Origin of the sequence: Flavisolibacter tropicus (assembly GCF_001644645.1) — a bacterium.
In the GTDB taxonomy this organism is placed as follows: Bacteria; Bacteroidota; Bacteroidia; order Chitinophagales; family Chitinophagaceae; genus Flavisolibacter; species Flavisolibacter tropicus.
The window spans coordinates 3,043,452-3,067,155 of the sequence record NZ_CP011390.1; the positions used below are offsets into that span (position 1 = coordinate 3,043,452).

A 23,704-nucleotide genomic window follows, 5' to 3' on the forward strand; every position below is an offset into this window, starting at 1 on the left:
TTATCATGAGCGGCTACGGCGTTTATCAAACGACATGAGCGCTATTTTCTTACAACACAACAGTACTTATCAGACCTATGAAAAGACAGGCGAGGCCGGCTTAAGAAAGAATACAGCACAGCAAGCCGATCAAAACGACATATTAGCCATGATGGGCGGAGTGGAAAAAGTATCGAAAATGAGCGAAGCAGAAGCCCAGACCGCAGCTATGGCAGCCTACCAAAAGAAGATGGCATCTACAACTGCTGGCCCCGCAGCCAATGCAAACATGAATGAATTGACGCAGAGCATGAAAGATCCTAAATCAAGAGCGAAGCTCCAGGCAGATTGGAATAACATGAGCGAAGAAGAAAGGAAAGCCTTTGTAAGATCTAATACAGCTGAAACAATACCCACCAACAATGCGCAATACGCAAAAGTTGGTGCACAGAAAAACAAGGCTAACCAAATCATGAATATAACACAGGCATTAGCAGCCATACAACAGGAGGTTATCAACATTAATACCTATTACAGCCAACAGGAAGAAGCCTTTCATCAAAAGTTGCAACCCAAGCGGGACAGCCTGAACAAATGGTATTATGAAAAGTATGTGCCTGCTTTAGGAAAAGGATCAACCAATGACCCGGTACAATATGAAAAATACAAACAGGAACTAGAACAGCTGGCCAAAAAGGAAACCAACTTTAAAGTTACCAGCTGGCAGGAGCAGTATGCCAAAATAAAACCAATTGTGGCCAGCTTTGAAAACAAATACATTGCGGGCCGCACACTGGGTATGCAGCCTGACGAAGATCAATACATAGCTAATGTTACCAATAACCTGATTGGTGTTATGGATGTGCTAGCCTCTCAGGCAAGCCAGATCACTCCACGGGTTCAGGAATAAAAGTTGGTTTATACATAAAAAATAATAAAAGCTTCAACTAGTGTTGAAGCTTTTATTATTGGCTCCCTTACCCGCTCACCTATTTTTGATCCATTTATGCCCGACTATGCATAGCCATGCCAAAGTGTAGATTGCAACTCTGGCCTACCCAAGTTGAGGAATTTCACCTATACACTCACATAACCACCGGTAATCTTTTACAGTATGTTTACCCGTAAAGCAGCATTACTGCTGTGCTGGAATGATTATTACAGAGCTTGGGGCAAAGCTATACCAATGAGAACACTAGCAGTCCTTGCTCTTGTAAGTCTTTCTATTGCCGGTATTTTAACAGGGTGCCAGAAAGAACTATCTTATGTTTCTCCCGACAATACCACAACTAAAAATTCGCCACACAGCTTTGCCATTTCTTTCCCACCGGGCACTATAAGTATAGCTTCAGTTGACTCTGTAGTCGTTGACTTAATAAATAGCAACGCAGCCAACTACCGGCACCTGACACTCGAAAAAATGGGAACCCGCTTTGTTAGTGTTAGCAAAGTTCCGGAAATGGGCTATGATGCCTATATCATTATTTACTTGCATCCTGAAAACACCAACAGTTCTGCTTTGTTATATCACCAGGTTTATGGCGGCGGTAATGAGGCCATCAGTAAAGCAGCACCTAAAACCCTGACAGATGAAGCAGGCTGGCAATTAATGGGTCGTACGTTCAGCAGAGAAAACGAATTCTTCGCGCTTGTAGGCGTGTCACCCACTAATCCGTTGTTATACCTTTTTACAAACGTTCAGAAACGAGATTATATCTATGTCGATAAATCTTACCTGAATAGTGATCAGTCCATTAGTAATGGCTCGTATGAATATAGAGCTACAACACCTTTATCGCACCCAATAGCCATCAAAGATGCTTTCCAAACAATGGCCACGCAAATGCAAGGGAAAACCTGGACTACCTTTAGCAGCATGGCCTTTGTCAGAAATACCGAAACTGCCCAGGAAAATTCCTATTACTTTGAATACATGAAATAACAGTTTCAACACAGCCATCATCGTAAGCTATCTCCGCTGAGCAAATGGCTTGCGCTTTGCCGTTGTTTAGCATATAAATTCCAACAGTGTTTGAAAAGAAGATCGATTTTTCTACAGCCAGCAACAAACCGGGCACGTATGTCTGCAGTAGATGCGGCACCCCGTTGTTTGAAGCAGCCAAACAGTTTGATGCGGGCTGTGGCTTTCCTTCTTTCTGGATGCATATGGGTGAGCAAGTAAGATTAAACCCTTTACATACCTATGGCCGTGAGCGTATCCAATTATTGTGCGACAATTGCGGGCAGCACCTGGGACATCTTTTTGCACATAAACAAACGCCTACCCAGCTGCGCTACTGCATCAATGCAGAAGCCATTCAATATAGAGAACACTAAGCTATTCAACAGCTGACCAGCAACTGGCACACTATTTTAAGAATTCTACCACTATGGCAAAGAACATTACAAATGCAGATGTGGTGCTGATTGGTGCCGGTATAATGAGTGCTACCTTGGGTATGTTGTTAAAACAACTACAGCCGAACCTTACTATTGAAATTTTTGAACGGCTGAATAGCGCAGCAGCTGAAAGTTCCGATGCCTGGAACAATGCCGGCACCGGCCATTCTGCCTTTTGCGAGTTGAACTATACACCCGAAAAAGAGGACGGCTCCATCGATACGAAGAAGGCTGTAAAAATTGCTGAATCGTTTGAAGTATCTAAGCAGTTCTGGGCCCACCTGGTAGAGAACAATATTATCAAGCTACCTAAAACGTTTATACATCCTATACCTCACATGAGTTTTGTTTGGGGTGAAAAGAATGTAAACTACCTGCGCAAGCGCTACGATGCTTTACAGGAGTGCCACCTCTTTCGTGAAATGGTTTATTCAGAAGATCCGCAACAAATTGAAGAATGGGTTCCGCTGGTAATGGATGGTCGTGAATCAGAAGGGCCTGTAGCAGCAACCAAAATGGACCTGGGTACCGATGTCAACTTTGGCGCGCTTACCCACAGCATATTTGATTGCCTGACCAAACGCGAAGGTGTAGGTCTTCACTTTGACCATGAAGTGTTGGATATAGACAAAGAAGATGGACTCTGGCATATTCGTGTAAAGAACGAGGAAACAGGAAACAAACATACCGTTCAGGCCAAGTTTGTATTTATTGGTGCGGGAGGGGGCTCATTGCCACTCTTACTTAAATCAGGCATTCCGGAAGCAAAAGGCTATGGAGGCTTTCCAGTTAGCGGTCAATGGCTGCGCTGTACAAACGAAGAAGTGATTCAACAACACCTCGCCAAAGTATATGGCACGGCAGCAGTAGGCTCACCACCCATGTCGGTACCCCACCTGGATACCCGCTGGATCAAGGGCAAACGTGAACTTCTTTTTGGGCCTTACGCTGGCTTTACAACTAAGTTTTTAAAAAACGGATCAGTACTGGATCTGTTTAAGTCTATCAAGCTCAGCAATATTCGACCCATGCTATCGGCGGGCATACACAACATTCCGTTGACGAAATACCTGATTGAACAGGTGCGCCTTACCCCTGAAGCAAGGCTGGATGCCTTGCAAGAGTATTACCCTGAAGCTGAAATGGAAGACTGGAAATTAGAAGAGGCCGGGTATCGCGTACAGGTGATCAAAAAGGATGAAGAAGAAGGCGGCATTCTTGAGTTTGGAACCGAAGTAGTTAGTGCTACGGATGGCAGTATTGCTGCCCTATTAGGCGCCTCGCCGGGTGCCTCTACGGCAGTATCAATTATGCTAGATCTCCTGCAACGTTGTTTCCCTGAAAAGGCCAAAACAAAAGAATGGCAGACCAAGCTACAGCAGATGATTCCTTCGTACGGCAAATCGCTGGCAAAAGATGAACAACTCCTACAAGAAGTACGGGAACATACAGGAAGGATTTTAAAGCTGTGTACAGCACCTGTAGAAGCTTAACACTATTTAATAAAAGAGCTGCCGCTTCGGCGCATTAACAAGACCTTAGCAGGCAACTCGACAGGATTCCTGACTTTAACACCATGTTGCGGGCCATTGCACATTCTTTGCTCTATAAGAGGCATGACAACAAAAAGAATATTGATTGTTTCAGGCATTAACCACGAAAGGCTTGGCACCTGGAATCAACTTAAAAATACAGAGACCAAAATCGTTCATACTGATGAAAACGCTATTGAAATGGCCCAACGTCAAGGCTTTGACGTCGTTGTAATTGATTATAACGATATCAATATCAATCACAAGAAGTTGAGCGCCGTACTTCCTATCTTATTACCAGAAGTACAATTGTTTAGTTATAAAGGCGAAACACCTGACGACTTGGAAGCGCGTGTCAATGCCTACTTTATCCAAAAACGTAATGAACGGATCAAACGCTGGTTGGTTCTGAACGATAGCACACCCAGAAGCGGGCAGCTTCCTGCATTTTCTGCCAACTAGTAGAACTAGGATTGGTGGGATTATTAGGATTAGGCGGAAACGGATAGTTGCATACGCTAAAATAGAATTCCATTAGTGTAAACTAATTGACAAAGGCCTGCATAAAACGCAGGCCTTCATCGTTCATATAACGCGTATGTATATATGCTTTTTATTTACCTTCTCCTTCAATAATCAATAACTATTCATTACTAATCATTGATTATTGAGCGTTGAGCATTGAACATTTCCTTCTCTCCTTACTCATCACTCATTATTCTTCCTTCCTTGTTCCTTGTTCAATATTCCCTCCTTGTCAACTTCTCAACTTGTTAACCTGTCAACCCCATTAGCTAATCTTCACATCAGCTAATCAGCTAATTCTCTCCATTTCTCCCTGCCCCTGTGTCTCCGTGGTTCCTCCCTCTCCGCGCCAAAGGCGCACCCAGCGTTCTCAGCGCCTCTGCGTGAAATAAATAGCGCGAAGCGCTCTCTACGCTGTTCGCACCGGCAACAATATCTTAAACGTAGCGCCTTCATCGGGTATTCCTTCTGCCCGAATATAACCGCAGTGATTCTCTACTACCCGCTGCACTATAGCTAGTCCAATACCTGTGCCAGCATACTCAGTGCGGTGCTGCGGCAGACGCTGAAAGATCTTAAAGATCTGTGTAGCCTGCTCTTGAGTAAAGCCTTGTCCATTATCCTTTAACTCAATTAGCCAGAAAGGCTTCTCGCTTTCTTGCGGAGCCAATACAAAGCCAGTGTCTTTACCAACAACTGCTTTTGAAACAATAGTAATATGCGGCCTTACATCCGGGCGACTATATTTCAGCGAGTTGCTTAAAAGGTTTTGAAACAGTTGTTGCAGGTGCAAGCTGTCGCCTTTTATTTTACCTAATCCCTCCAGCCATATCACGGCATCTCGCTCACTGATGGCTACTTCCAGGTCATTAAGTACTTCACCTATCAGTTGGTTCAGATCCACCTCCTCAAAAGCATCCCGATTTGCACCACCTACCTCGGCAAAGATCAAGAGATCCTGTATCAGGCGGCGCATGCGTTTACCCGAAGTTTTAATGCGTTCAATAAAACCAAAGGCCTCATCATTCAGTGTATCACCATAGCGCTCTTCAAACTTTTCTGCATAGAGCATGATCTTGCGTAGTGGTTCTTGCAAGTCGTGTGAGGCTGCATGAGCAAACTGCTCCAAACTGGCATTGGAACGTTTAAGATCGGCAATGGAAGCTTCCAGTTCCCGCTGAGCATGCTGTAAGGCTGTATGATCGGTAAGAGATACTAATATCTCGTCATCGATCTTGGCTACCTGCAGGTTAAAATACACATCATAGCCATCTTCATAATGGAAATCAAATTGGCTGCAGGTACCATTCTCATAACAGTCTTTATAGATCTCAAACAAGCCATTGGTTTTGTAGGCCGGAAAGTAAGTACTGGCTAATTGTCCACTAAGCGATTCCGCTGCTTGTCCAATATAAGTACCAATGGTTTGATTAACAATGCACATGCGAAAATCTACAATCTCACCCTGCTCATCATACACCGGCTTAAAGGTTTGTATGCCACTGTGCGAGGTACTGATTACCGCCTCAAAACGCTTAGCTAGTCGCTCTACCTCCTCCTTAGCACGCTTCATCTCGGTAATATCCGTTACCATTTCTACAATGCCATTCTCACCCAGTTTGGTAATAGCAATCAGGTACCACTTGTTAATATCATCACCTTCATAAAAGGCCTCTTTGATAATGGTCTCCCCTGTTTCTATCACCTGGCATTTTAGCTCAAACAAGCCATTGGCTTTTGCAAGCGGCAGCATGGCGGAATAACTCTTTCCAATTACATCTTCTTCTTTCTTGCCAATAATACGGGCAAAGGTTTCATTGAGTTTCAAAAAGCGAAAGTCAATGATCTCACCTTCTTCATCACGCACAGCCTCCAGTGCAAACAAACCATTGATCGTAGCATTCAGCATACTTGCAATAAAGCCGGCTTGCTGTTCTTTCTCTTTTTTAGATTGTACTTCACGCGTTATATCTCTAGCCATGGTCAGAATGCCCTTGCCTACGCGTGTACACAGTAAGTTGTAATGATGTTCTGTAGAAGGATCGTAGTAACGCTTCTCCGCCTTTCCGCCGGTTTCATATACCTGTGCTAACAGGTTGAACCAGGAAGCCTTCAGTGTACTGTCCTTATATACGTTATTAAATATTTGTTGACTTAATAATTGTTCTTTACGAATGTTGAACGTGTCAGCTGCTTCCTTGTTGACATACCCCACTTCAAAATCAATAATCGTATGCGGCTCTTGTACTTCACTCCATACAGGCAAGTAAAGCACTACTGGCTCCAGCAAATGATCAAGAAGCTCTACCGCACATTCGTGGGCGTTAATTTTCTGGTGAAAACCGACATCTTTTATAGGACCGGTATCTAGGGGATAGGTGGCATAGCCTTCAATGCCTGTCTCCTGACTGTGGTTCATAGACTTTAAATATACCAATACTTATTAACATATAATAGAGTGAAGCACTGCAGGAAGAACGGTTTCTTAGATCTTGCTTCTATCACCCTGAACTTGATCCTGAGCCTGTCGAAGGAAGGGGAAACTTGCACCCACAAACTGTTTGTATGCAGTAACGCCTCTGGCATTCCTCGCCCGTCGAAGGAGGCGTCAGCGCTAACCTTAAAAGGGAGCCTAACCCATGGAAACACTTCCCTAAAATCCCAAACTAATGTCTTCCTAATCCCTAATTCTCAATTCCATCTCTCTTCATTGAACATTGAGTATTGAAAGTTGAGCATTGAACATTTCCTCACTTCTATATTCATCATTCCTTGTTCCTTGTTCATTATTCCCTTGTTCCTTGCCTACTCCCCCTCTGTCCCTTCATGGTTACTCCGTATAAAAGACTAGGTTACTCCGTATGGCAGCCTACTTAACTCCGTACCTCACCCGTACCTCACCCCTACTACAGCCCTACCTCACCCGTACATTAGACCGTACCAGGTTATCTATTCATCGTTAGAAACGCTTAGGAAATAGTATAGAAAAGTATAATAAGAAGGGCTGGAAATGCCTTCAAAGAGAAGCAGTTAAAGATACAAAAAACAAATCCTAAAACGCTACAGCACAGAACCGATTACATCAAATCGTGAAGAGACATTTAGATTATTACACAAAGTTAAAATCCCATAACAACCTACCATTAGTCGGACCATCTGCTATCTTTAATGAATCAAAACGATAACAACCAAAACAGTGCTTCATGATGAGAAAGCTCTACCTATTTGTCACCTTGCTTTTTTCTATTAGCAGCTTTGCCCAAGACTATAAAGCCATTCAGCAAAAGTTGGAGACCATGTATGAAACCGATCAGCGATATCGTATTATCCTTGACTCGTTGTTTACCAAGGCCAAACTGGAGTGGAGTGATCCGCAGATACAAAAGTGGGTTCCTATTGCACAACAGCAAGACTCGATCAACCTGGCAGAAACCCGCACCTTACTAGATCAGTATGGCTGGCTGGGTGTTGACCAGATTGGGAAAAAGGCCAACGAGAGTTTATTCCTCATTATACAGCATGCCGACAGCAGCGTTATTCATAAATACTTCCCACTATTGGCACAGTCTTACGAGCTCGGGCAAACACCAGCCAAGTACTACGCCCTGATGCTCGACCGCCTGCTTACCGATCTGGGGCAAAAGCAAGTCTTTGGCACACAGTTCAAAAAAGAGAATGGACGCTTTGTTACATTCCCCTTACAAGATGAAAAAGGGGTAGAACAGCGCCGCCAGCGCGTAGGATTAGAGCCGCTGGCCAAACAATTAAAAGAGCTGAACGGCTAAGCTTTCAAGTCTTTTAAAAACTCAATCAGACGTTGCACATCGGCTTCTTTTTGGAAGTTAACAGGATTGTCTTTTAAATAAGCAGACACTTCCTTTTCTTTTTTGGAATAGAGATAGAGCACGTTCTTTTTATTAAGTAGCTTGAAATGTCCATATCGATCACCTATAAAGTAGATCGTTTTTTCACGGTAGGTGAGTATCTCCTGGGCTACAACAGATTTAAAGCCTTGATTGGTTACTATCGTTGTATGCGTATCAATAGCGTTCTGGGCTACTGTTCCAAAGGCGCCTACCTTTTCCCGGTTGCTCAACTCCAAATACGTTTGTTTGGCTACAGTGGAGGAAAACTCTACAACTTTTTGCAAGTAACCCTGGGAGTAATAAAAAGTATCCGGCCCAATGACGACCTTTTCAATTTCCTTTTCATTGTCCAATGTCAAGGTATCGCCTTTGGGATCAATGAACTGCATTTCGCCTGTAAGACGGTTATAATTGAGCACCCCACTTCCATAATTGCCCCCTTTGTAGAATACTTCGCCTTGCATAAACTTGTGGTACTGATACAGGCCACCATTGCTTAGCAGTGCATCACTTACTCTTTCTCCGGGATTTACTTTGTATACTTTGACATTGTGCCCAGAACTGTCTTCAGGGCTTTTAATTTCTTGCGCCTTTACTATAGAAACAGCAAACGCAAGCAGCAGTAAAAAAGCAGTACGCATGGCAAGGAGATTTACGCACTCCTAATTTACAATTATTCAGCAGGAATATTAGTTAACAACCAACTAGACACCTCCCCTCGCAACCAAACATAAAAAAACAGGGTTGGTAAGAGCGCCCAAGCCCGCCAACCCTGCCACGTTTACATGAAAAGATTATGATTAACTAGCGCGTCTTACCTTTCCACCTGAGCTGGTAGAAACATTGCTGATACCGCCGGCGCCTTTGTACGTAATAGCACCACCTGAGCTGGCAGTAGCGTCTAGGTCTTTGCTAACCGAAATCTCTACCTTACCGCCACTGCTGGCATCAGCCTTGGCAGTAGTAGCTGTAAGATCATAGCCATTAAAATGAGCGCCACTACTTGTTTCAATAGAGAGGTTTTCTACGCGGCCCTTAATAGTACTCTTAGCACCACTGTTCAGATCCATCTCCAAAGTAGTAACCGCCAACTCGCCCGTTAAGAAAGCACCTGAAGACAGGTCAACCGTTAATTTATTGCCAGACAAACGACCATCGATTGTAGCTTTTACTCCAGAAGAAATGTTCAAGTGGTCTATGTCCTTAAATGATACATAGGCTTTCACCTGCACACCTTTGCTTTTAAGCTGCTTCCACCATTTTGTCATATCCTGCTTGATAGAGATACGTAGTTCGCCGTTCACTACTTCAGTCTTCACCGCATTGGCATACTCTGGTTTTTCAGCACTTATAGCCAGTGCTTCTTCAGCTCCTTGCTTCATCAAAAGCTGTATACCCTCTGACACTTTTATAGAGTGAAAAGAAGTAACTGTTCTTTTCTCTACATTGGCGTCATAAATCACTTTATCCTGCGCTATAGCACTAACAACCAGCACACTAGCAAGTAAATAGGAAAGTAGCTTCTTCATATGTTGTCTTTTGGTTTTGTAAGTGATTAAACGCACAGATATAAAAAAAGGTTACAGCTTAAAAGAAAAATAATTGGCTGTAAAAAAAAGGCCTCAGCAGTGCTGAGGCCAATTAATGGAAACAAACGTTTACTATTGCTTAGCGTGTGTTCCAACGGAACCACTTGATTCCAAGATAAGCAAAAACAACCGCATAGCCAATAGTAGCCAGCAAGGCTATAGAAGCATCGCTGCTCCAACCTACCGTCTGCATACTGGCAGAAAGAATAGTTTTTACAGTACCGTAGGGCGACCAATGCACAATGTCCTTCAACTTTTCACCCAACATGCCCATCTCACCAAACATACCCACCATGATGAAAACAAAATATACCAGGCGTGTAGTAGAGTTTACGGTCTCCGCATTTTTAAGTAAGCCTACAATCATTTGTCCCAGTCCTAAATACAGTGCCCCACCTGCAAAAGCAGCCAGGTAGCCCAACGTATAACCCATAGGCGTTAACTCAATGCCATCGACTTTATAACCCACTACAAAAACGGCAGTAGTGATCAACATGATCATTGCCAACTGCACGGCTAAGCGGCTGATCATAATGGCCCACCGGGGAATGGGTGCTACACGAAGGCGTTGAAACACACCCTTATCACGGTCACGGGCAATGGCATTGGAGTAACCCATTAGCCCAATTGCTGTTAAACCAATGGTTATACAGGTAGAAAGGGCAAAAGCGGCTCCCAGTTTTGTAATAGCGCTTTTCCAGGATACCAGGATGATGATTGGTACTAATAGTACCAGCACGACCGCACGGCGGTTACGCCATTGTGTAATAAAGTCGGAGCGCAACAGCGTAGTTAATGCTGAAGTAGTAGAAGGTATTGTTGTTTTCATTGTTTTAATAGTTGAAATTAAGAACGAACAGCGGCGCCGGTAAGACCGATAAATACATCTTCCAGTGTAATCTTTCCTTTGCGGGAAGCCTGGATCACTTCGGGTTGGTGACGGTGTTCATCAATAATAGACTGGGGTGAATCAATAGTGAGAATACGGCCATGGTCAATGATGGCAATGCGGTCACAGATAGCCTCTGCCTCCTCCATTGAATGGGTAGTCAATACTATAGCATGCCCTTTATCGCGCATAGCTTCTATGCGTGCCCATAACTGGCGGCGCGACTGTGGATCTAAGCCAGTGGTAGGTTCATCCAGCAATACCAACTGCGGTTCGTGTATAGTAGTGATGAATAAAGACACACGCTGTTGTTGCCCACCTGATAGCTGGCCAAAGCGCTTGCTGGCCGCATCTTCCAGCTTAATATCTTTTAATATGGCCTGAAGCTGGTGCTGACTTAACGACAATCCGTATACACCCGCATAGAGTTGCAGAATCTCTGTAACTGTTAGCTCGGGCTGAAAGCTGGTTGACTGTAGTTGCACCCCCATGTTGGCCCGGGCATACAGCGGTTTTTGTTGGATATCATAACCGCAAATAGCTATTTGACCCGCCTGTGGTTTTAGCAAGCCTTCAATGGCACTTAACGTACTGGTCTTGCCAGCACCGTTAGGTCCTAATAGACCAAAGATTTCACCGCCATAAACATTGAAGGAAATATTCTTTACGGCTTTAAAGCTCCCGTAAGCCACTTCCAGGCCATTGACTTCCAGGATCGCGTTTTGTTCTTTCATGAAGTAGTTAGTTGATTGTGTGGTGTACAGATTAGTAATCAATGGTAAGCTACCATTTTATAGTCAAATCCATTACAATAGTTTCGGTCATACGGCATAAGCGCTCGGTAAAACAGAGCGATGGGATTGCGCACTGAGCAAAGGAGAACTGGGAAGAAATGGCTGATGTATGATGCCTTATGGCTGATTTGGGTTGACAGGTTAACAAGTTGATAAGTTGACAAGGAAGGGAATATTGAACAAGGAACAAGGAATGATGAAGGAAGAAGGAATGTTCAAGGTAAAAAGCGTATCCTTCCCAACATTGGATGCAGGGAGCAAGGTTATTTATCAGTAAGTAATTTCTGAAATCTGTTTCGCTTAGAATCGATTGGCCGCTACATACTGCTCCAGATCCTTACGGTTGTCTTCATTGGAAAACAGGTCGTACAAACTGGCAAACGTTGTAGGATCGTTTATACGCTGGTAAGCTAATTTAGCCAGCGCCAAACGGTCACCTTCAGTAGTTACAAGGTTTAGCCACTGCCGTATTTGTTCTTCTGTAAAATAGTGATGACTGCTAAAGGCCTTTTTGATTTCAGCTACCCTATCAGGCTGACGCATTTGAAATTGCACTTTCAGATCAAGATGTGAATATTCAGCTTCACTAATGGGCACACGGTATGCATAAGCATTTGACGCTACCACTTTCGTATTAGGATTGCTACTCCGAATAAAATGATCCATCTCCATTTGGCTGTAGCGGTCGTCAAAAAGATCATAAAGGGTTTTAAAATTAGCGGTATCCGCCGTATGGCTGTAGGCAAGCTTTGTTAAGGTTAACCGGTCGGCTTCTGCTGTTATGGGCGTTATTAGCTCGCGTAATTGTGTTGTTGTAAGATAACTGCCTTCGCGTTGAAAAGCACTTGTTAATACCGACACCTTCCCTTGCTGGGTGCGTTGGCTTTTCACTTTCCGCTGCAACTGGTTGTAGGTCTTATTGGAAACAGGGGTTCTGCCATTATAAACATCTACTTCTTTCAGGTGAACTTCTGAAGCAGGGCTTTTGACTTCATTTTGTTTCTGAGTACTGACGGCTTCTTCTTTTTCTTTTGGTTCAGCCACTGCAACAGGAGCTGTAACGGCAGAAGTATTATCAACACTGCTGGCTCCAGCAAGTGGTGTGATAGTCGTATTGCGCAGGAAAAAATCCAGCTCACTACGGAGCGATTCATTGCTAAACAGATCATTAAGCTGCCGGTAGTTGGCCGCATCCACTACTCTGGGATAAACAGTCTTGGCTAGCTCTAGCCGCTTGGGCTCACTAGTAATATACGCGAGCAAATGGCTGACCTGATCCGTTGAGAAATAATAGGTAGTGTTTTCAAAAGCAGATTGTAAAGTTGTTGCTTTAGCAGACTGCATCAACTTGCCTCGCACTGACCGGGCTAAATGATCGAAGTCTGAGCTATTCATGGCCATAGCAGCATTATAGCTTCCAGTAGAAACAGCTGTTTGCTCATTCTTTGTTTCTGAAATACTTACGGTACCATTTGCCTTAACAACAATTGCAACGTCATAGCCTTTGCGTAGTTGAAAAGTGTTTTTATACAAAGTATTTTCCCGCTTCTTATCAGCTGTACCGGCATTATACAAAGCCAACTCATGCGAACCTTCAGATAAGTTGTTCATGGTAAGCATTTTGGTTTTGCCATCGCCAACCGCATCAGCTGAAAGATAACTGGCACCATCAATGATCACTTCGTATTGCCGACTTTTATTGGCGCCAATAAATTGTAGTGTAACCGTTTGTGCCCGCAGCCAGGACGCCAACACAATACCCAACAGACACAGATAAAGGGGTTTCATAGATTGCACATTTGGTGAAAGGGTTACCTGTACAATGGCAAAGTCTATACCATATAATAATAAGCTTTTACTAAAACACGCCTGGTAGCCTTATTAACTCAATAAAGCCCAGTAGACACAACCAATGCGTTTTAGGTAACCGCTGTGGTATAGCTGGATAAGAATTAGGAAAGGGAACGCCTAAAAAGAGAAATCTTTTCAACAGCACAAACTATAAATACAATAAAGAAGTTTAGCGTTTGGTCAATACTTTCATCACATCTCCTACAGCTGCCACAGAGGACATGGATTCAAAAGTGATATAATCTATATGATTTGCAGTACGCCAGGTAAGTCGCTTCAGGTGCTCGTCTGGATATCTTTCTACTACATCAATTTTAATTAAAGTAGCATCGCTTAGTTCGCCCATGAATTCATTTCGAACCGCACAACTACATAGTAGTGTTAACGTCAGTAATAATGATACCGGTTTCATATAAAGGAGTTTGTAAAAACAAGGAAAAGGAAGTCATGGGTGGATCTAATCAGTCAAAGAGCTCCAAGCGATTATTATTTATCTATAACAAAGTGTATTCCGAAACTTCAGTTTTGAATAAAATATTTTTTACAGCGACACTGATACAGTACACATGAAGTAGTGCTATCTAATTACGCACTGCACCATGCGCAATTCGCTGGTTATGCTGGTAGGTTATATAAACGAATGACAAACTGTAAAGTATACTTAAGATAGGACTTCAACTTTATCCAGAGGGAATGCAACCTGTAAATAACATCCACGACCTGAGGCCGTTTGCAAATGAAAAGAGCCATTCAGACTCTCAGCTCTTGACCGGATATTGGTCAGTCCAATGCCATCACGTTTAATGGAAGGATCAAAGCCTCTTCCGTTATCTTTAATAGTCAGGAACAACTGATCATCTTCATAGGCCAATGCGATCATAACCATAGAAGCTTCTGCATGTTTAATGATATTATTCAATTGCTCTTGCATGATGCGATAAATGGCCAATTGCAACTCCTGGGAAATGGGGATGGCATGCATACCTTTTAGCGAGTAGGTAACTTCAAACTTGCTTGCCAGATTAATGGAATCAACCAACTCGCGCGTCAATTCAACTAAGCCTACTTCTGATAAAGGTGGAATTGCCAGGCGCTTGGATATACGCCTTATTTCGTCAATACACATTTGCAGAAAGTTAGAAGACCGTTTCAATAGTTCTTTATGATCTGTTACACTTTCCGCAATAATTTCATTAAATAGCTTTACGGTGGTAAGCACCTGGTTTACATTATCGTGCAGTTCGCGGCCCAGTTGAGAACGCTCTGTTTCCTGCGCCCGAATAACTGCTGCCGTTATACGCTGCTGCTGCTGTTTTAGCTCAGCATCCAACTGCTCCTGTAATCGTTTTCTTTCTGTAATATTATTAATAATGGCAACGATCTTATCAATGCCCCCGGTTTTATCAAACAGCGGCTGAAGTTGAATAGCAGCCCAAATAGGTAACCGCTCCTTTGTGTATCCTAGCATCTCAATAGTAGCAGCCTCACCCCTTTGTACTTTTCTAATGATTTCCTGGATATGTTCTATATCTGTACCCAGCCCGCACAGAAACTCGGCAGGTCGTTTCCCTTTAATTTCTTCAATAGCAAAGCCTGTCATATCTGCAAATGCTTTGTTTATCCAACTGATACGTCGTTGTGCATCCATGATCACAATACCATTGACTGTCTCGCGGGCAATTAAAGACAGCATCTCTACTTCCTTTTCCTGCATTCGCTTTTGAATTACGTTTTTGCCCCGCGCATATATAAGTTTATTATGCGAATCCTTTTTCCCTATCCACGACATTGCTATTACAGAGCCATCTTTGTGACAATATTCATTTTCAAATTCATAGCTCTCCCCGTCTTTCCAAAACTGCTCAATCGCTTGCTGAGTAGCGGCTCTATCTATATTTACAATAAGCTGAAAAATAGGCCTCCCAATAAGTTCTTCAGGCTGATAGCCCCACATTTCCTCACAGGCCTGATTGACATACACAAATCGAAAATCTTTATCAATAACACAAACTACTTCTGCAATCGAATCAAGTAGCTTATCGAATTGATTAAAAGTGGATGGTCCTGCCATATTCAAATTGTATTGATATATACGTTGCTACAAGTTAATACAGATAGTCGAAAACTTGTAGTAATACAACTACGCTTCTTTGCCACCGCAAACCCTCAATTTAAAAATGATATCCTGCAATTTTAAAAACAGACTAGGCTCATAAAAAAGGCAGCATTTGCATGCTGCCTTACGGTGTCGGTGGTGGAAGAGAAAATACTATTTGATCTTTATGATTTGTTGCTGGGTAGTCTGGTTGCCTTGTTGCAATACAACAAAGTAACTACCAGGCTGCAAGTCACTTCCCATGGTAATGACTTGTCCTGGTGTTATATTGTTTTTGCGGTATACAGGGCGTCCCATACTGTCCGAAACGATCATTGTAATCTTATCGGTTGTGTTTTCACTGGTGGCCTTAATGGTAAAATTGTTCTGGCTTGGATTTGGCGCTACTACCATACTCAATGACTTCTGAGTTTCAGCTTCCTCTTTTTTACCTTGATCATGCGGAACGGTAACTGTTACAGTAATGGGCTCTGATTTATTACCAGACCCATCGGTCACTTGCAGCACAATGGAATAGATACGATCTGTGCCAGTTCCAGAACGTTCAGCGCGCAATTGAATATGCTGACCATCCGTTCCTTTATCCCAATCAACATTGGTATTACCATCGCCAAGGCCATTCTCTGATTCATTGCTGGTGATGGATAAAACCTGGAAGGTTAACCCAGAGCAATTCTCCGCCACATCATACGTGAGCGTAATATCTGTCATCTTATGGTTGGGTGCCCACAAGACATCAGGGGTAGCCCTAACACTATTAATTACTGGCGCCTGACGATCTTCTACCGAAATATCAAATGTCCAATATGATTTATTGCCACTTGCGTCGGTGGCAGTACACCAAACCGTAGTGGTGCCTTTGGCAAAGACAGTACCTGCCAAACTATTGTCGGCCTTGCCGGAGCAAGCGCCTGACCAGGAGTAGCTGATGGCAGCCTGGCCGCAATTGTCGGTAGCACTGGCATCAAACTCAGAGCCTTTTACAGTATAGGAGCACACATCGGCATCGGTGTTTTTGGTAATCGACGCAGCATCAAAAGGCAACACCATTACCGGAGCCTGCTTGTCTGCAACAGCAATATCAAATGTCCATTCTGCAACGTTTCCATCTCCATCAGTAGCCTTGCACCAAACAGTAGTAGTACCTTTTGCAAAAACGCTACCTGCCAAACTGTTATCAGCATTACCAGAGCATGCCCCTGACCAGGAATAACTTATTGTAACGGCACCAGCACAGTTGTCTGTAGCACTGGCGTCAAACTCAGGGCCTATTACGGTGTAAGAGCAAACATCAGCATCAGTGTTTTTGGAAATACTGGCATCAGTAAATGGCAACTTCATTACTGGCACTTGTTTATCAGCTACCACTATATCAAACACCCACTCTGAAGTATTTCCATCGGCGTCGGTGGCAGTACACCAAACCGTAGTGGTGCCTTTGGCAAAGACAGTACCTGCCAAACTATTGTCGGCCTTGCCGGAGCAAGCGCCTGACCAGGAGTAGCTGATGGCAGCCTGGCCGCAATTGTCGGTAGCACTGGCATCAAACTCAGAGCCTTTTACAGTATAGGAGCACACATCGGCATCGGTGTTTTTGGTAATCGACGCAGCATCAAAAGGCAACACCATTACCGGAGCCTGTTTGTCACTCACCACTACCAATTGGGTAGTGGTTGCCTGGTTGCCAGCTGCATCCGTAGCAGACCAGGTAATGATAGTTGTCCCCTTGGGATAGGAGCTAGTTATTGACTGCTTGTCGCTGCGGGTGCCAACTATGATGGCAGTATTATCGCTCACAGTGGGCGTTCTCAGGTTGGTACTTGAAGCAGAACAAGCACCTGCATCCGTATTTAAAAATAATGGATCCGGAGTAGTAATAACCGGAGGCTCGGCATCCAATACGGTCACGGTAAACTCCTTGGTTGTTCTACCATTAGCTGACTCGGCCTTAACGGTTGTTACCCCAATAGGAAATGTTGTAGTTACTCCTATGGGAAATGTTGGTGTTGCTGGAACCCGAGTGTAGGTTATTTTACCGCAAGCAGTAACTACGTCAGGCAAAGTAACTACAGCCCCTGATTTACCTTTTTCGGCTGGGACAACGATATTGCCTAATGAACTAAGAGAACAGTTTTGCGAGAGCGCCAGGGAAGTCATAAATACTGCCAATAGCAGCAATGGACATCGAAGTAGAAATGTCTTCATAAAGTAATACGGTTTTGTGTACGAATTAATGACGGTGTTGAGCAGGTATAGACTATAGCATACAGGATCTTATGCTGATAAGCTATTCGTTAGGATCAATGGATACTATTCCCTTACAGGTAATAGGTTGTAATCAATGTGGTTCTTGGGGAATTGGCACGACTTTATACAGTAACCGTTTTTCGAAGGATAGGACACGCTAACCTAAATGTATTTTCACACATTTGCAAGTCCTTGCGGAAAATACCATGTTATGTTTACTACCACCCAAACACCATTCTAGTTACCCAATCAGAAGCAACAAGGGTGTGAGCGCCTTACATGTAAAGTGGGAATATGTCCGAATGGTTCTTTTTACGAAGCCGCGAGTATCAATAGCAACAGGAACATAAAATAAAGCAGGGGAAAAGCACTCAATAAAAGCGAAACCATTACCACATGACGATTACCAAATTGTTTGCGCTTTAAGAATAATTGGGAGGTGAAGATGATGGAAACAAATAACAAACCTAATTGGAACAATAAACCTACCAGGCTTCCTAATTCATAAATAAATCGCAGGTTTAAGGAATAACGGAAAAGAGCTACCGCCCACCGAAAGAAAAAGAAAAAGATAAATAGTAACGGAATCAGCAAGGCTGTTAAGAGCAAACGTTTATCCCTACGGACCGATGAGGTTGGAATCGATGTTTGTAACTGCTGAATCATAACAACAAACCACTTAATACTGATAACACTCCTTTTCTACCCAAAAAGTCGTACCAATTTTATCATCCTTGTAAATAATTGAGCATCACTTATAAATACGCTTTAGGCATTTCAGAATACCGGCGCCTCCTTTCCCACTTGCCTACTTTGCCGTTCATCTTCCACACTCAATACACATCCTTCATTCCCTTACCTTTACACCCTTGCAATCTTGTAATCCGTATTTTAATTTAGTAGTTGAACCTTCTATTATGAAAACAAAAATGTTAAAGGCTTCGGTCTTTGGCTTACTAGTGATCCTGCTGGCTGCCAGCTGCCGCTCTTCCAGAGACGGCTGTCCTTCTACCCGTTACTCAGGGCCTCGTTTTAAAGCAACAAAGTTCAAGTGGGAATAGCTTGCCTGCCGAACTGCCTTTGCCTTTCACTATTATAAAAAACTATCAATAAAAAACATAAAGGGGCGACTTTACAGTCGCCCCTTTATTTATTCTTCCTGAAGGCATACACCCATATCAATTAGTTAGTAGTGCCTTCGCATAAGCTTTCAATTTGGATTTTGTATTTTGGTTCTTCAGCTTTACTAATTCCTAAATAAAGTAAAGACTATCAGTTATCCTTCACAAAGCGAAGCGAAAAGCGCTGTGTAGTAACAGCATCGGCATAGAAAGAGGCTTCTGTAGATCCTACAGATAAGAAATAAGGCGTATTTGTTCCGATAACTTTAGACGATGTCCAGAAAATGGTCAATGTTCCCTCATAGCTAAAGGAAGTCCCTGTATAATATCCAGCAGGGAAGGCATTGAATGTAGACGTGTTGGTACCCTGAAACCCTCCGGCCCAGCCAGAAACTGATGTTATTTTCTTTATCGCGTCAACCTGGGTGGTTTTACCATCGGTAAACGTTGCTCCCTGCGACTCCAATAGCTTTACATAATCAGCTTGAGAAGGCAGGTGCCAGCCAGCTGGCGGGGTTACAGCCATCGCCTCTGTATAGGTATATAGCTTCCCGTATACAACTACAGGAGAAACCTCATTGAAGTAAGAGCCACCTGCACCATTATAGTTCACACCAGTCCAACTCTGGGTACCGATCTTTACAATGGGATACTCTCTGCCACCGATACTTACTACAGTGGGTTCAGTTGGTGTAGGATTTGGTTGATCCTTATCGTCTTTCTTACAACTATATAAGCTGGCCACTGCCGACAGTACCACTACATAAAAAAACTTCATTTTCATAAACAGTAGGATTTGATAAAAGTGAAGGTAGAAGTTGCCTCCCTCCCCATAATCGGAATCCCGCTGAATAGCAGCGATTAATGCTTGAACTGGTAAAGATTTGGAATGAATAAATGGCAAGCGACCTCGTATGTATTTATCTGCGATCAACAGTAAGGGGCACTTACTATTCCTCTTTCAACTGCCAACGCTTTATCAATACCCGGATTGGTTTGTTTTGCCTCCCACTATCAACAGTCTTCATAAATTTGCGCCCGTAAATACAGAAAAGTCAACTTGCAGCCTGCAAAAGGCAACTGGACGCACTTTAACGCTATTTTACATCTACTCCCTATTATTTTCGATCAAGCATAGTGGATTGACGCCTCTTGTCTTTCCTTATCATATAAGCGATCTCCTAAAAAACAAATCAATAGATATAGGAGTGCGCCCAGCGAAAGCCTGAACTATGAACAAACTTTTATTCCTGCTCTTCTCGTTAACACTGGCCCTTGGCTTACAGGCTCAGACCTTTAAGCTGCAAGGAAAAGCAGTCAATAGCCGTCAGGAAGGTATCCCTTATGTTACTATCCAGGTGCAGGAATTTCAAACAGGCGGGCTTGTTACCCGCCAGGACGGATCTTATGAACTGTCCCTGGCGCGGGGTACATACAGGCTGCAGATAACCGCCGTAGGCTACATCAGCCAGGAGATCTCCATCACTATCGACAGCAATATGCATAAAGACATTGTGCTGGAAGATGCCGAACAGAGCCTGGGCGAGGTGATTGTGCGCGCAAAGGCCAAAGACCGGGCCGATGAAGTGATGCGACAGGTAGTGCGCAAAAAAGACAGCATCCAGGCAGCAGCTGGCCCTTATTCTTGTAATGTTTATATCAAGGCCCTGGAAGAAAGTGATAGCAGAAGCCAGGCAAAAAAAGATACCGGCAGCTGGGAAGGTATGTCCATGGCTGAAATCATGCTAAAACTGGATGTAGAATCAGAAAGCCGTATAAAAGAAGAACGTTTGGGAGTACGGCAGAACGGCACTACCAGCCGACTCTTTTACCTGTCTGCTACCGATGGCAACTTCAATTTCTTTAACAACCTGGTGAAGGTTCCATCTATTTCACAAACACCATTCTTATCTCCTATTAGCAATAGCGGCCTGATAGCCTACCACTTCAAAACCACCAAGGTGAAACGCAATGGTAAGCACCGTATTTACACCATTTCGGTAAAACCATTGGAAGTTACCAATGCTACGGTAGAAGGCGAAGTAACCGTTTCGGATAGCGCCTGGACTGTTATGCATGCCCGCTTTCGCTTCCCCAGCTATCACCTGCAGGAGTTTGATTTTTTTGAAGTGGAGCAAGACTTTGATTTTGTCAACGACCAGGCTTGGATGATGACTCGCCAGCAGTTTACTTACCGTTCTAAAGACCGGAAGAACAAATACGCAGGTCATACAACAGCCTCCTATTCTCAATTTGAATTAAACAAAACCTTTGATAAACGTCATTTCAAAAACGAATTGAGTGCCACGGCCAGCAAAGCCTACCAACAGGATAGCATCTTCTGGGAGGCCGTGCGTACGCCACCACTTACAGCCAGCGAAGCACGCTTTGTACGCTATAGCGATAGCCTGGCGGCCGTGGCCCGCACAGAACGCTACCTGGATTCTTTGGACCGTAAGATCAATAAGCTCACCTGGATGAAGATGGGTTTCTTTGGCCAGTCATTGAACGACCATAGAAAAGAACGCACCTGGCATTTCACGCCGCTCATTTCCTTATACCGTCCCTTTGCCTATGGTGGAGGCCGCCTGGGAGCCGGCGTTTATTACGGTCGCACGTTCCCTTCCCGCAAAATGACAACAGTGAATGTTGATCTGAGTTATGGCCTGCGCAATAATGATGTTAATGGCACCGTAGATCTGTACCGCCGGTACAACACGTTCAAACTGGCTTCCTATACTTTGGAAGCTGGTCGCGATTTTGCCTTCATTTCTGAAGGCGATGCCTTGATCAACATGGTCAAGCGAAACAATATTTACTTAAACAACTACTTAGGGGCAGGTCATGCTTTTGAATTGGTCAATGGCTTATTCATTTTTAGTGAAGCGCAAATGGCCTTCCGCCGCTCGGTAGCTGAATACAAAACCGGCAAGTTGGTAGACAGTCTTTTCAACGAGGTACTGACAGAAAACCAACCGGTAGCATTCAATCCCTATAACGCTCTTTATAGTAAGATAAAGGTAGAATACACTCCTATGCAGCGCTACCGCCGCGATGCCAATGAGAAGATCATCCTGGGTTCAAAATGGCCAACCCTTTTTGTTCAGTGGGAAAAAGGCATTCCGAATATAGCTGGCAGCGAAGTGAACTTCGACTATCTGGAGTTTGGTCTTAAGCAGGTGCTGAATGTAGGCCTGCTTGGTGTATCGCGCTACACCGTACGTTCGGGATCGTTCTTAAACAAAACCGACCTGCGCTTGATCGATTATAAGGTACAGCGCCGTGGCGACCCGCTGCTGTTTATGGACCCACATAAGGCCTTCCAGGCGCTGGACTCTTCTTTCTCGCTGTTTAACCGTTTTGTTGATGCCCACTTCTTTCACCAGTTCAACGGCTTGTTTGTTAACAAGATTCCGCTGCTGAAAAAACTAAAGCTGCGCGAAGTAGCCGGCACCGGTTTTCTCTATGCACCCGAACGAGACCTCCGCTATGTAGAACTGTTTGCCGGCCTGGAGCGAGCATTTGAATCACCTTTCAACCCTATGGATAAATTCAAGGTTGGCATTTATGTAGTAACAGCTACTTCCAATCAATTCAAAGACCCTGTCCAATTCAAGATCGGGTTCACCACCTGGGATAAAAGAAAGAATCGCTGGCGATAGCTAAGAGAATGAAAGAGGGGAAGGAGGAAAGGAGAGCTGCGAGCTGTGAGCTGTGAGCTGTGAGCTACGAGGAAAAAAAGGAATATTGAACAAGGAACAAGGAATGATGAAGGGAGGAAATGTTCAATGCTCAACGCTCAATAATCAATGATTAGTAATGAATAATGATTGATTATTAAAGGATAATGTAAATAAAAAAGCACTCCTCTTAACGGAGTGCTTTTAGTTTATAACCTGTCATTCCTTAGCGTCTTTGATTCTTTGCGCCTTTGCGTGAAATCCTTCCTCCTTTTCTCCTATCCTCTGTGCAAAACCTATTCTTTGTGTCCCTCCGTGTCTTTGCGCCTCCGTGGTTCCCCCTTCCTCTGCGCCCTCAGCGCCTCTGCGTGACACCCAATTTCAAATCTCAAATAACAATTACCTATCTTTCTTCTGCTTATGAGTCAAGTTATTAAAGAAGAAGTTGAGCGTTTGCTGCCACAGATAAAACAAGGTGAAGTAACATCGGCAACTATAGAAGAACTTACCGGTAAGGTGCGCCAGGCCATGATAGACGATCCAACACAGGGCAAGGTAATGGGTCCATTACTAGCACAGATCAGTGCAGCAGTAAAAGCACAAGTTGTGCGCCCCAATGTTCATTGGGTAGCCGTAGAAAAAGGCGGACTGGCCATTGGACATAAACCCGGTGGCAAGATTCCATTTGATGGCTTAAAGCAAGTTGGCGCATCTGCTGTACTCACCTTGCTCCATGAAAATGAAGGCGCTACGCCTATTGGACAACAAGTGGAAAAAGCGGGCATGCAGTGGGTCTGGTTTCCTTTTTCGGCATCACGTCCGCACCAAGGCAATGAACTAACTCAAGTAGTCAATCTCTTTACACACCTCAGGCAACTACTGCATAACGGATGTAAAATCTATATACATTGCTCGGCAGGTATTCACCGCACTGGCATGATCACCTATGGCCTCCTACGCTTTCTGGGCAAGGACAAAAGGGAAGCCTCGCAATTACTGCAAGCACTTCGCGAAGTAACGGCCGCCCAGGTTGGAGAAGACCGCCTGGCATGGGGCGATCAGTTTGGTAAAACACAAGAATAAAGCAGGCATCGACATAGCAACACAAGTGCTTT

20 protein-coding genes are annotated in these 23,704 nt (G+C 43.9%); 9 read left to right on the forward strand and 11 right to left on the reverse strand.

Translation table 11 applies throughout. The features are described 5' to 3' along the window. Positions 1 to 34: 34 nt before the first annotated feature. From SY85_RS12900 to SY85_RS12920, 5 genes are all read left to right on the forward strand, one after another. Complete coding sequence (locus tag SY85_RS12900; RefSeq protein ID WP_066405115.1) at positions 35 to 889, forward strand: hypothetical protein; 855 nt, start codon at positions 35 to 37, stop codon at positions 887 to 889. Between the two features lie 276 nt (positions 890 to 1,165). Continuing rightward, positions 1,166 to 1,921: a hypothetical protein gene (locus SY85_RS12905; protein ID WP_148661179.1), complete on the forward strand. Its 756-nt coding sequence runs from the start codon at positions 1,166 to 1,168 to the stop codon at positions 1,919 to 1,921. 86 nt (positions 1,922 to 2,007) lie between these two features. Next, positions 2,008 to 2,316, forward strand: a complete 309-nt coding sequence (locus SY85_RS12910) for a peptide-methionine (R)-S-oxide reductase (RefSeq protein ID WP_066405118.1) — start codon at positions 2,008 to 2,010, stop codon at positions 2,314 to 2,316. A 53-nt stretch (positions 2,317 to 2,369) separates the two neighbouring features. Continuing rightward, the gene (locus SY85_RS12915) at positions 2,370 to 3,872 is read left to right on the forward strand and encodes a malate:quinone oxidoreductase (protein ID WP_066405120.1); all 1,503 of its coding nucleotides are present in this window, start codon (positions 2,370 to 2,372) and stop codon (positions 3,870 to 3,872) included. Positions 3,873 to 3,995: 123 nt separating this feature from the next. Then, positions 3,996 to 4,373, forward strand: coding sequence for a response regulator (locus tag SY85_RS12920; RefSeq protein WP_066405121.1), 378 nt, complete (start codon positions 3,996 to 3,998; stop codon positions 4,371 to 4,373). 472 nt (positions 4,374 to 4,845) lie between these two features. On the opposite strand, the gene SY85_RS12925 is transcribed toward SY85_RS12920, so the two are convergent. Further along, positions 4,846 to 6,855 carry a sensor histidine kinase gene (locus SY85_RS12925; RefSeq protein ID WP_066405123.1) on the reverse strand — a complete coding sequence of 670 codons (2,010 nt, stop codon included), beginning with the start codon at positions 6,853 to 6,855 and terminating at the stop codon, positions 4,846 to 4,848. A 784-nt stretch (positions 6,856 to 7,639) separates the two neighbouring features. On the opposite strand from SY85_RS12925, the gene SY85_RS12930 reads away from it, so the two are divergent. After that, positions 7,640 to 8,221, forward strand: a complete 582-nt coding sequence (locus tag SY85_RS12930; protein ID WP_066405125.1) for a DUF6624 domain-containing protein — start codon at positions 7,640 to 7,642, stop codon at positions 8,219 to 8,221. Here SY85_RS12930 and SY85_RS12935 read toward each other — a convergent pair. From SY85_RS12935 to SY85_RS12970, 9 genes are all read right to left on the reverse strand, one after another. Beyond that, complete coding sequence (locus tag SY85_RS12935) at positions 8,218 to 8,943, reverse strand: hypothetical protein (RefSeq protein ID WP_066405127.1); 726 nt, start codon at positions 8,941 to 8,943, stop codon at positions 8,218 to 8,220. The two genes, SY85_RS12930 and SY85_RS12935, sit on opposite strands and share 4 nt — an antisense overlap. Positions 8,944 to 9,102: 159 nt before the next feature. Beyond that, a complete protein-coding gene (locus SY85_RS12940) occupies positions 9,103 to 9,831 on the reverse strand; it encodes a head GIN domain-containing protein (protein ID WP_066405129.1) in 729 nt (242 codons plus the stop codon). A 139-nt stretch (positions 9,832 to 9,970) separates the two neighbouring features. After that, entirely contained in the window at positions 9,971 to 10,720 is a 750-nt protein-coding gene (locus SY85_RS12945; RefSeq protein ID WP_066405131.1) for an ABC transporter permease, read from the reverse strand. 17 nt (positions 10,721 to 10,737) lie between these two features. Beyond that, on the reverse strand, positions 10,738 to 11,514 hold the full coding sequence (locus tag SY85_RS12950; protein WP_066405133.1) for an ABC transporter ATP-binding protein: 777 nt from the start codon (positions 11,512 to 11,514) through the stop codon (positions 10,738 to 10,740). Between the two features lie 360 nt (positions 11,515 to 11,874). Beyond that, positions 11,875 to 13,362 (reverse strand): DUF4476 domain-containing protein, encoded by a 1,488-nt coding sequence (locus SY85_RS12955; protein WP_066405134.1) that lies wholly within the window; start codon positions 13,360 to 13,362, stop codon positions 11,875 to 11,877. Positions 13,363 to 13,594: 232 nt separating this feature from the next. After that, positions 13,595 to 13,837 carry a hypothetical protein gene (locus tag SY85_RS25450; protein WP_148661180.1) on the reverse strand — a complete coding sequence of 81 codons (243 nt, stop codon included), beginning with the start codon at positions 13,835 to 13,837 and terminating at the stop codon, positions 13,595 to 13,597. Positions 13,838 to 14,086: 249 nt separating this feature from the next. Continuing rightward, positions 14,087 to 15,496: a PAS domain-containing sensor histidine kinase gene (locus SY85_RS12960; protein WP_066405135.1), complete on the reverse strand. Its 1,410-nt coding sequence runs from the start codon at positions 15,494 to 15,496 to the stop codon at positions 14,087 to 14,089. 198 nt (positions 15,497 to 15,694) lie between these two features. Continuing rightward, entirely contained in the window at positions 15,695 to 17,746 is a 2,052-nt protein-coding gene (locus SY85_RS12965) for an HYR domain-containing protein (RefSeq protein ID WP_066405137.1), read from the reverse strand. A gap of 354 nt (positions 17,747 to 18,100) precedes the next feature. After that, on the reverse strand, positions 18,101 to 18,454 hold the full coding sequence (locus SY85_RS12970) for a hypothetical protein (RefSeq protein ID WP_066405139.1): 354 nt from the start codon (positions 18,452 to 18,454) through the stop codon (positions 18,101 to 18,103). A gap of 251 nt (positions 18,455 to 18,705) precedes the next feature. Between SY85_RS12970 and SY85_RS25645 the strand changes: the two genes are divergently transcribed. Then, positions 18,706 to 18,849, forward strand: coding sequence for a hypothetical protein (locus SY85_RS25645; RefSeq protein WP_158512967.1), 144 nt, complete (start codon positions 18,706 to 18,708; stop codon positions 18,847 to 18,849). Between the two features lie 211 nt (positions 18,850 to 19,060). Here SY85_RS25645 and SY85_RS12975 read toward each other — a convergent pair whose 3' ends face one another. Continuing rightward, positions 19,061 to 19,693 carry an FISUMP domain-containing protein gene (locus SY85_RS12975; protein ID WP_148661181.1) on the reverse strand — a complete coding sequence of 211 codons (633 nt, stop codon included), beginning with the start codon at positions 19,691 to 19,693 and terminating at the stop codon, positions 19,061 to 19,063. Between the two features lie 448 nt (positions 19,694 to 20,141). Between SY85_RS12975 and SY85_RS12980 the strand changes: the two genes are divergently transcribed. Both SY85_RS12980 and SY85_RS12985 read left to right on the forward strand, forming a co-directional pair. Beyond that, positions 20,142 to 22,571: a DUF5686 and carboxypeptidase regulatory-like domain-containing protein gene (locus SY85_RS12980; protein WP_066405142.1), complete on the forward strand. Its 2,430-nt coding sequence runs from the start codon at positions 20,142 to 20,144 to the stop codon at positions 22,569 to 22,571. A gap of 438 nt (positions 22,572 to 23,009) precedes the next feature. Continuing rightward, on the forward strand, positions 23,010 to 23,672 hold the full coding sequence (locus SY85_RS12985; protein WP_066405143.1) for a protein-tyrosine phosphatase family protein: 663 nt from the start codon (positions 23,010 to 23,012) through the stop codon (positions 23,670 to 23,672). Positions 23,673 to 23,704 lie beyond the last annotated feature (32 nt).

Bases quoted from the DNA above. Each gene is read 5' to 3' on its own strand.
- SY85_RS12940 (WP_066405129.1), bottom strand. From the start codon at position 9,831: ATGAAGAAGCTACTTTCCTATTTACTTGCTAGTGTGCTGGTTGTTAGT.
- SY85_RS12950 (WP_066405133.1), bottom strand. From the start codon at position 11,514: ATGAAAGAACAAAACGCGATCCTGGAAGTCAATGGCCTGGAAGTGGCT.
- SY85_RS12915 (WP_066405120.1), top strand. From the start codon at position 2,370: ATGGCAAAGAACATTACAAATGCAGATGTGGTGCTGATTGGTGCCGGT.
- SY85_RS12985 (WP_066405143.1), top strand. From the start codon at position 23,010: ATGAGTCAAGTTATTAAAGAAGAAGTTGAGCGTTTGCTGCCACAGATA.
- SY85_RS12975 (WP_148661181.1), bottom strand. From the start codon at position 19,693: ATGAAAATGAAGTTTTTTTATGTAGTGGTACTGTCGGCAGTGGCCAGC.
- SY85_RS12930 (WP_066405125.1), top strand. From the start codon at position 7,640: ATGATGAGAAAGCTCTACCTATTTGTCACCTTGCTTTTTTCTATTAGC.
- SY85_RS12900 (WP_066405115.1), top strand. From the start codon at position 35: ATGAGCGCTATTTTCTTACAACACAACAGTACTTATCAGACCTATGAA.
- SY85_RS12925 (WP_066405123.1), bottom strand. From the start codon at position 6,855: ATGAACCACAGTCAGGAGACAGGCATTGAAGGCTATGCCACCTATCCC.
- SY85_RS12945 (WP_066405131.1), bottom strand. From the start codon at position 10,720: ATGAAAACAACAATACCTTCTACTACTTCAGCATTAACTACGCTGTTG.
- SY85_RS25450 (WP_148661180.1), bottom strand. From the start codon at position 13,837: ATGAAACCGGTATCATTATTACTGACGTTAACACTACTATGTAGTTGT.
- SY85_RS12970 (WP_066405139.1), bottom strand. From the start codon at position 18,454: ATGATTCAGCAGTTACAAACATCGATTCCAACCTCATCGGTCCGTAGG.
- SY85_RS12955 (WP_066405134.1), bottom strand. From the start codon at position 13,362: ATGAAACCCCTTTATCTGTGTCTGTTGGGTATTGTGTTGGCGTCCTGG.
- SY85_RS12960 (WP_066405135.1), bottom strand. From the start codon at position 15,496: ATGGCAGGACCATCCACTTTTAATCAATTCGATAAGCTACTTGATTCG.
- SY85_RS12920 (WP_066405121.1), top strand. From the start codon at position 3,996: ATGACAACAAAAAGAATATTGATTGTTTCAGGCATTAACCACGAAAGG.
- SY85_RS12980 (WP_066405142.1), top strand. From the start codon at position 20,142: ATGAACAAACTTTTATTCCTGCTCTTCTCGTTAACACTGGCCCTTGGC.
- SY85_RS12935 (WP_066405127.1), bottom strand. From the start codon at position 8,943: ATGCGTACTGCTTTTTTACTGCTGCTTGCGTTTGCTGTTTCTATAGTA.
- SY85_RS12905 (WP_148661179.1), top strand. From the start codon at position 1,166: ATGAGAACACTAGCAGTCCTTGCTCTTGTAAGTCTTTCTATTGCCGGT.
- SY85_RS25645 (WP_158512967.1), top strand. From the start codon at position 18,706: ATGAAAACAAAAATGTTAAAGGCTTCGGTCTTTGGCTTACTAGTGATC.
- SY85_RS12965 (WP_066405137.1), bottom strand. From the start codon at position 17,746: ATGAAGACATTTCTACTTCGATGTCCATTGCTGCTATTGGCAGTATTT.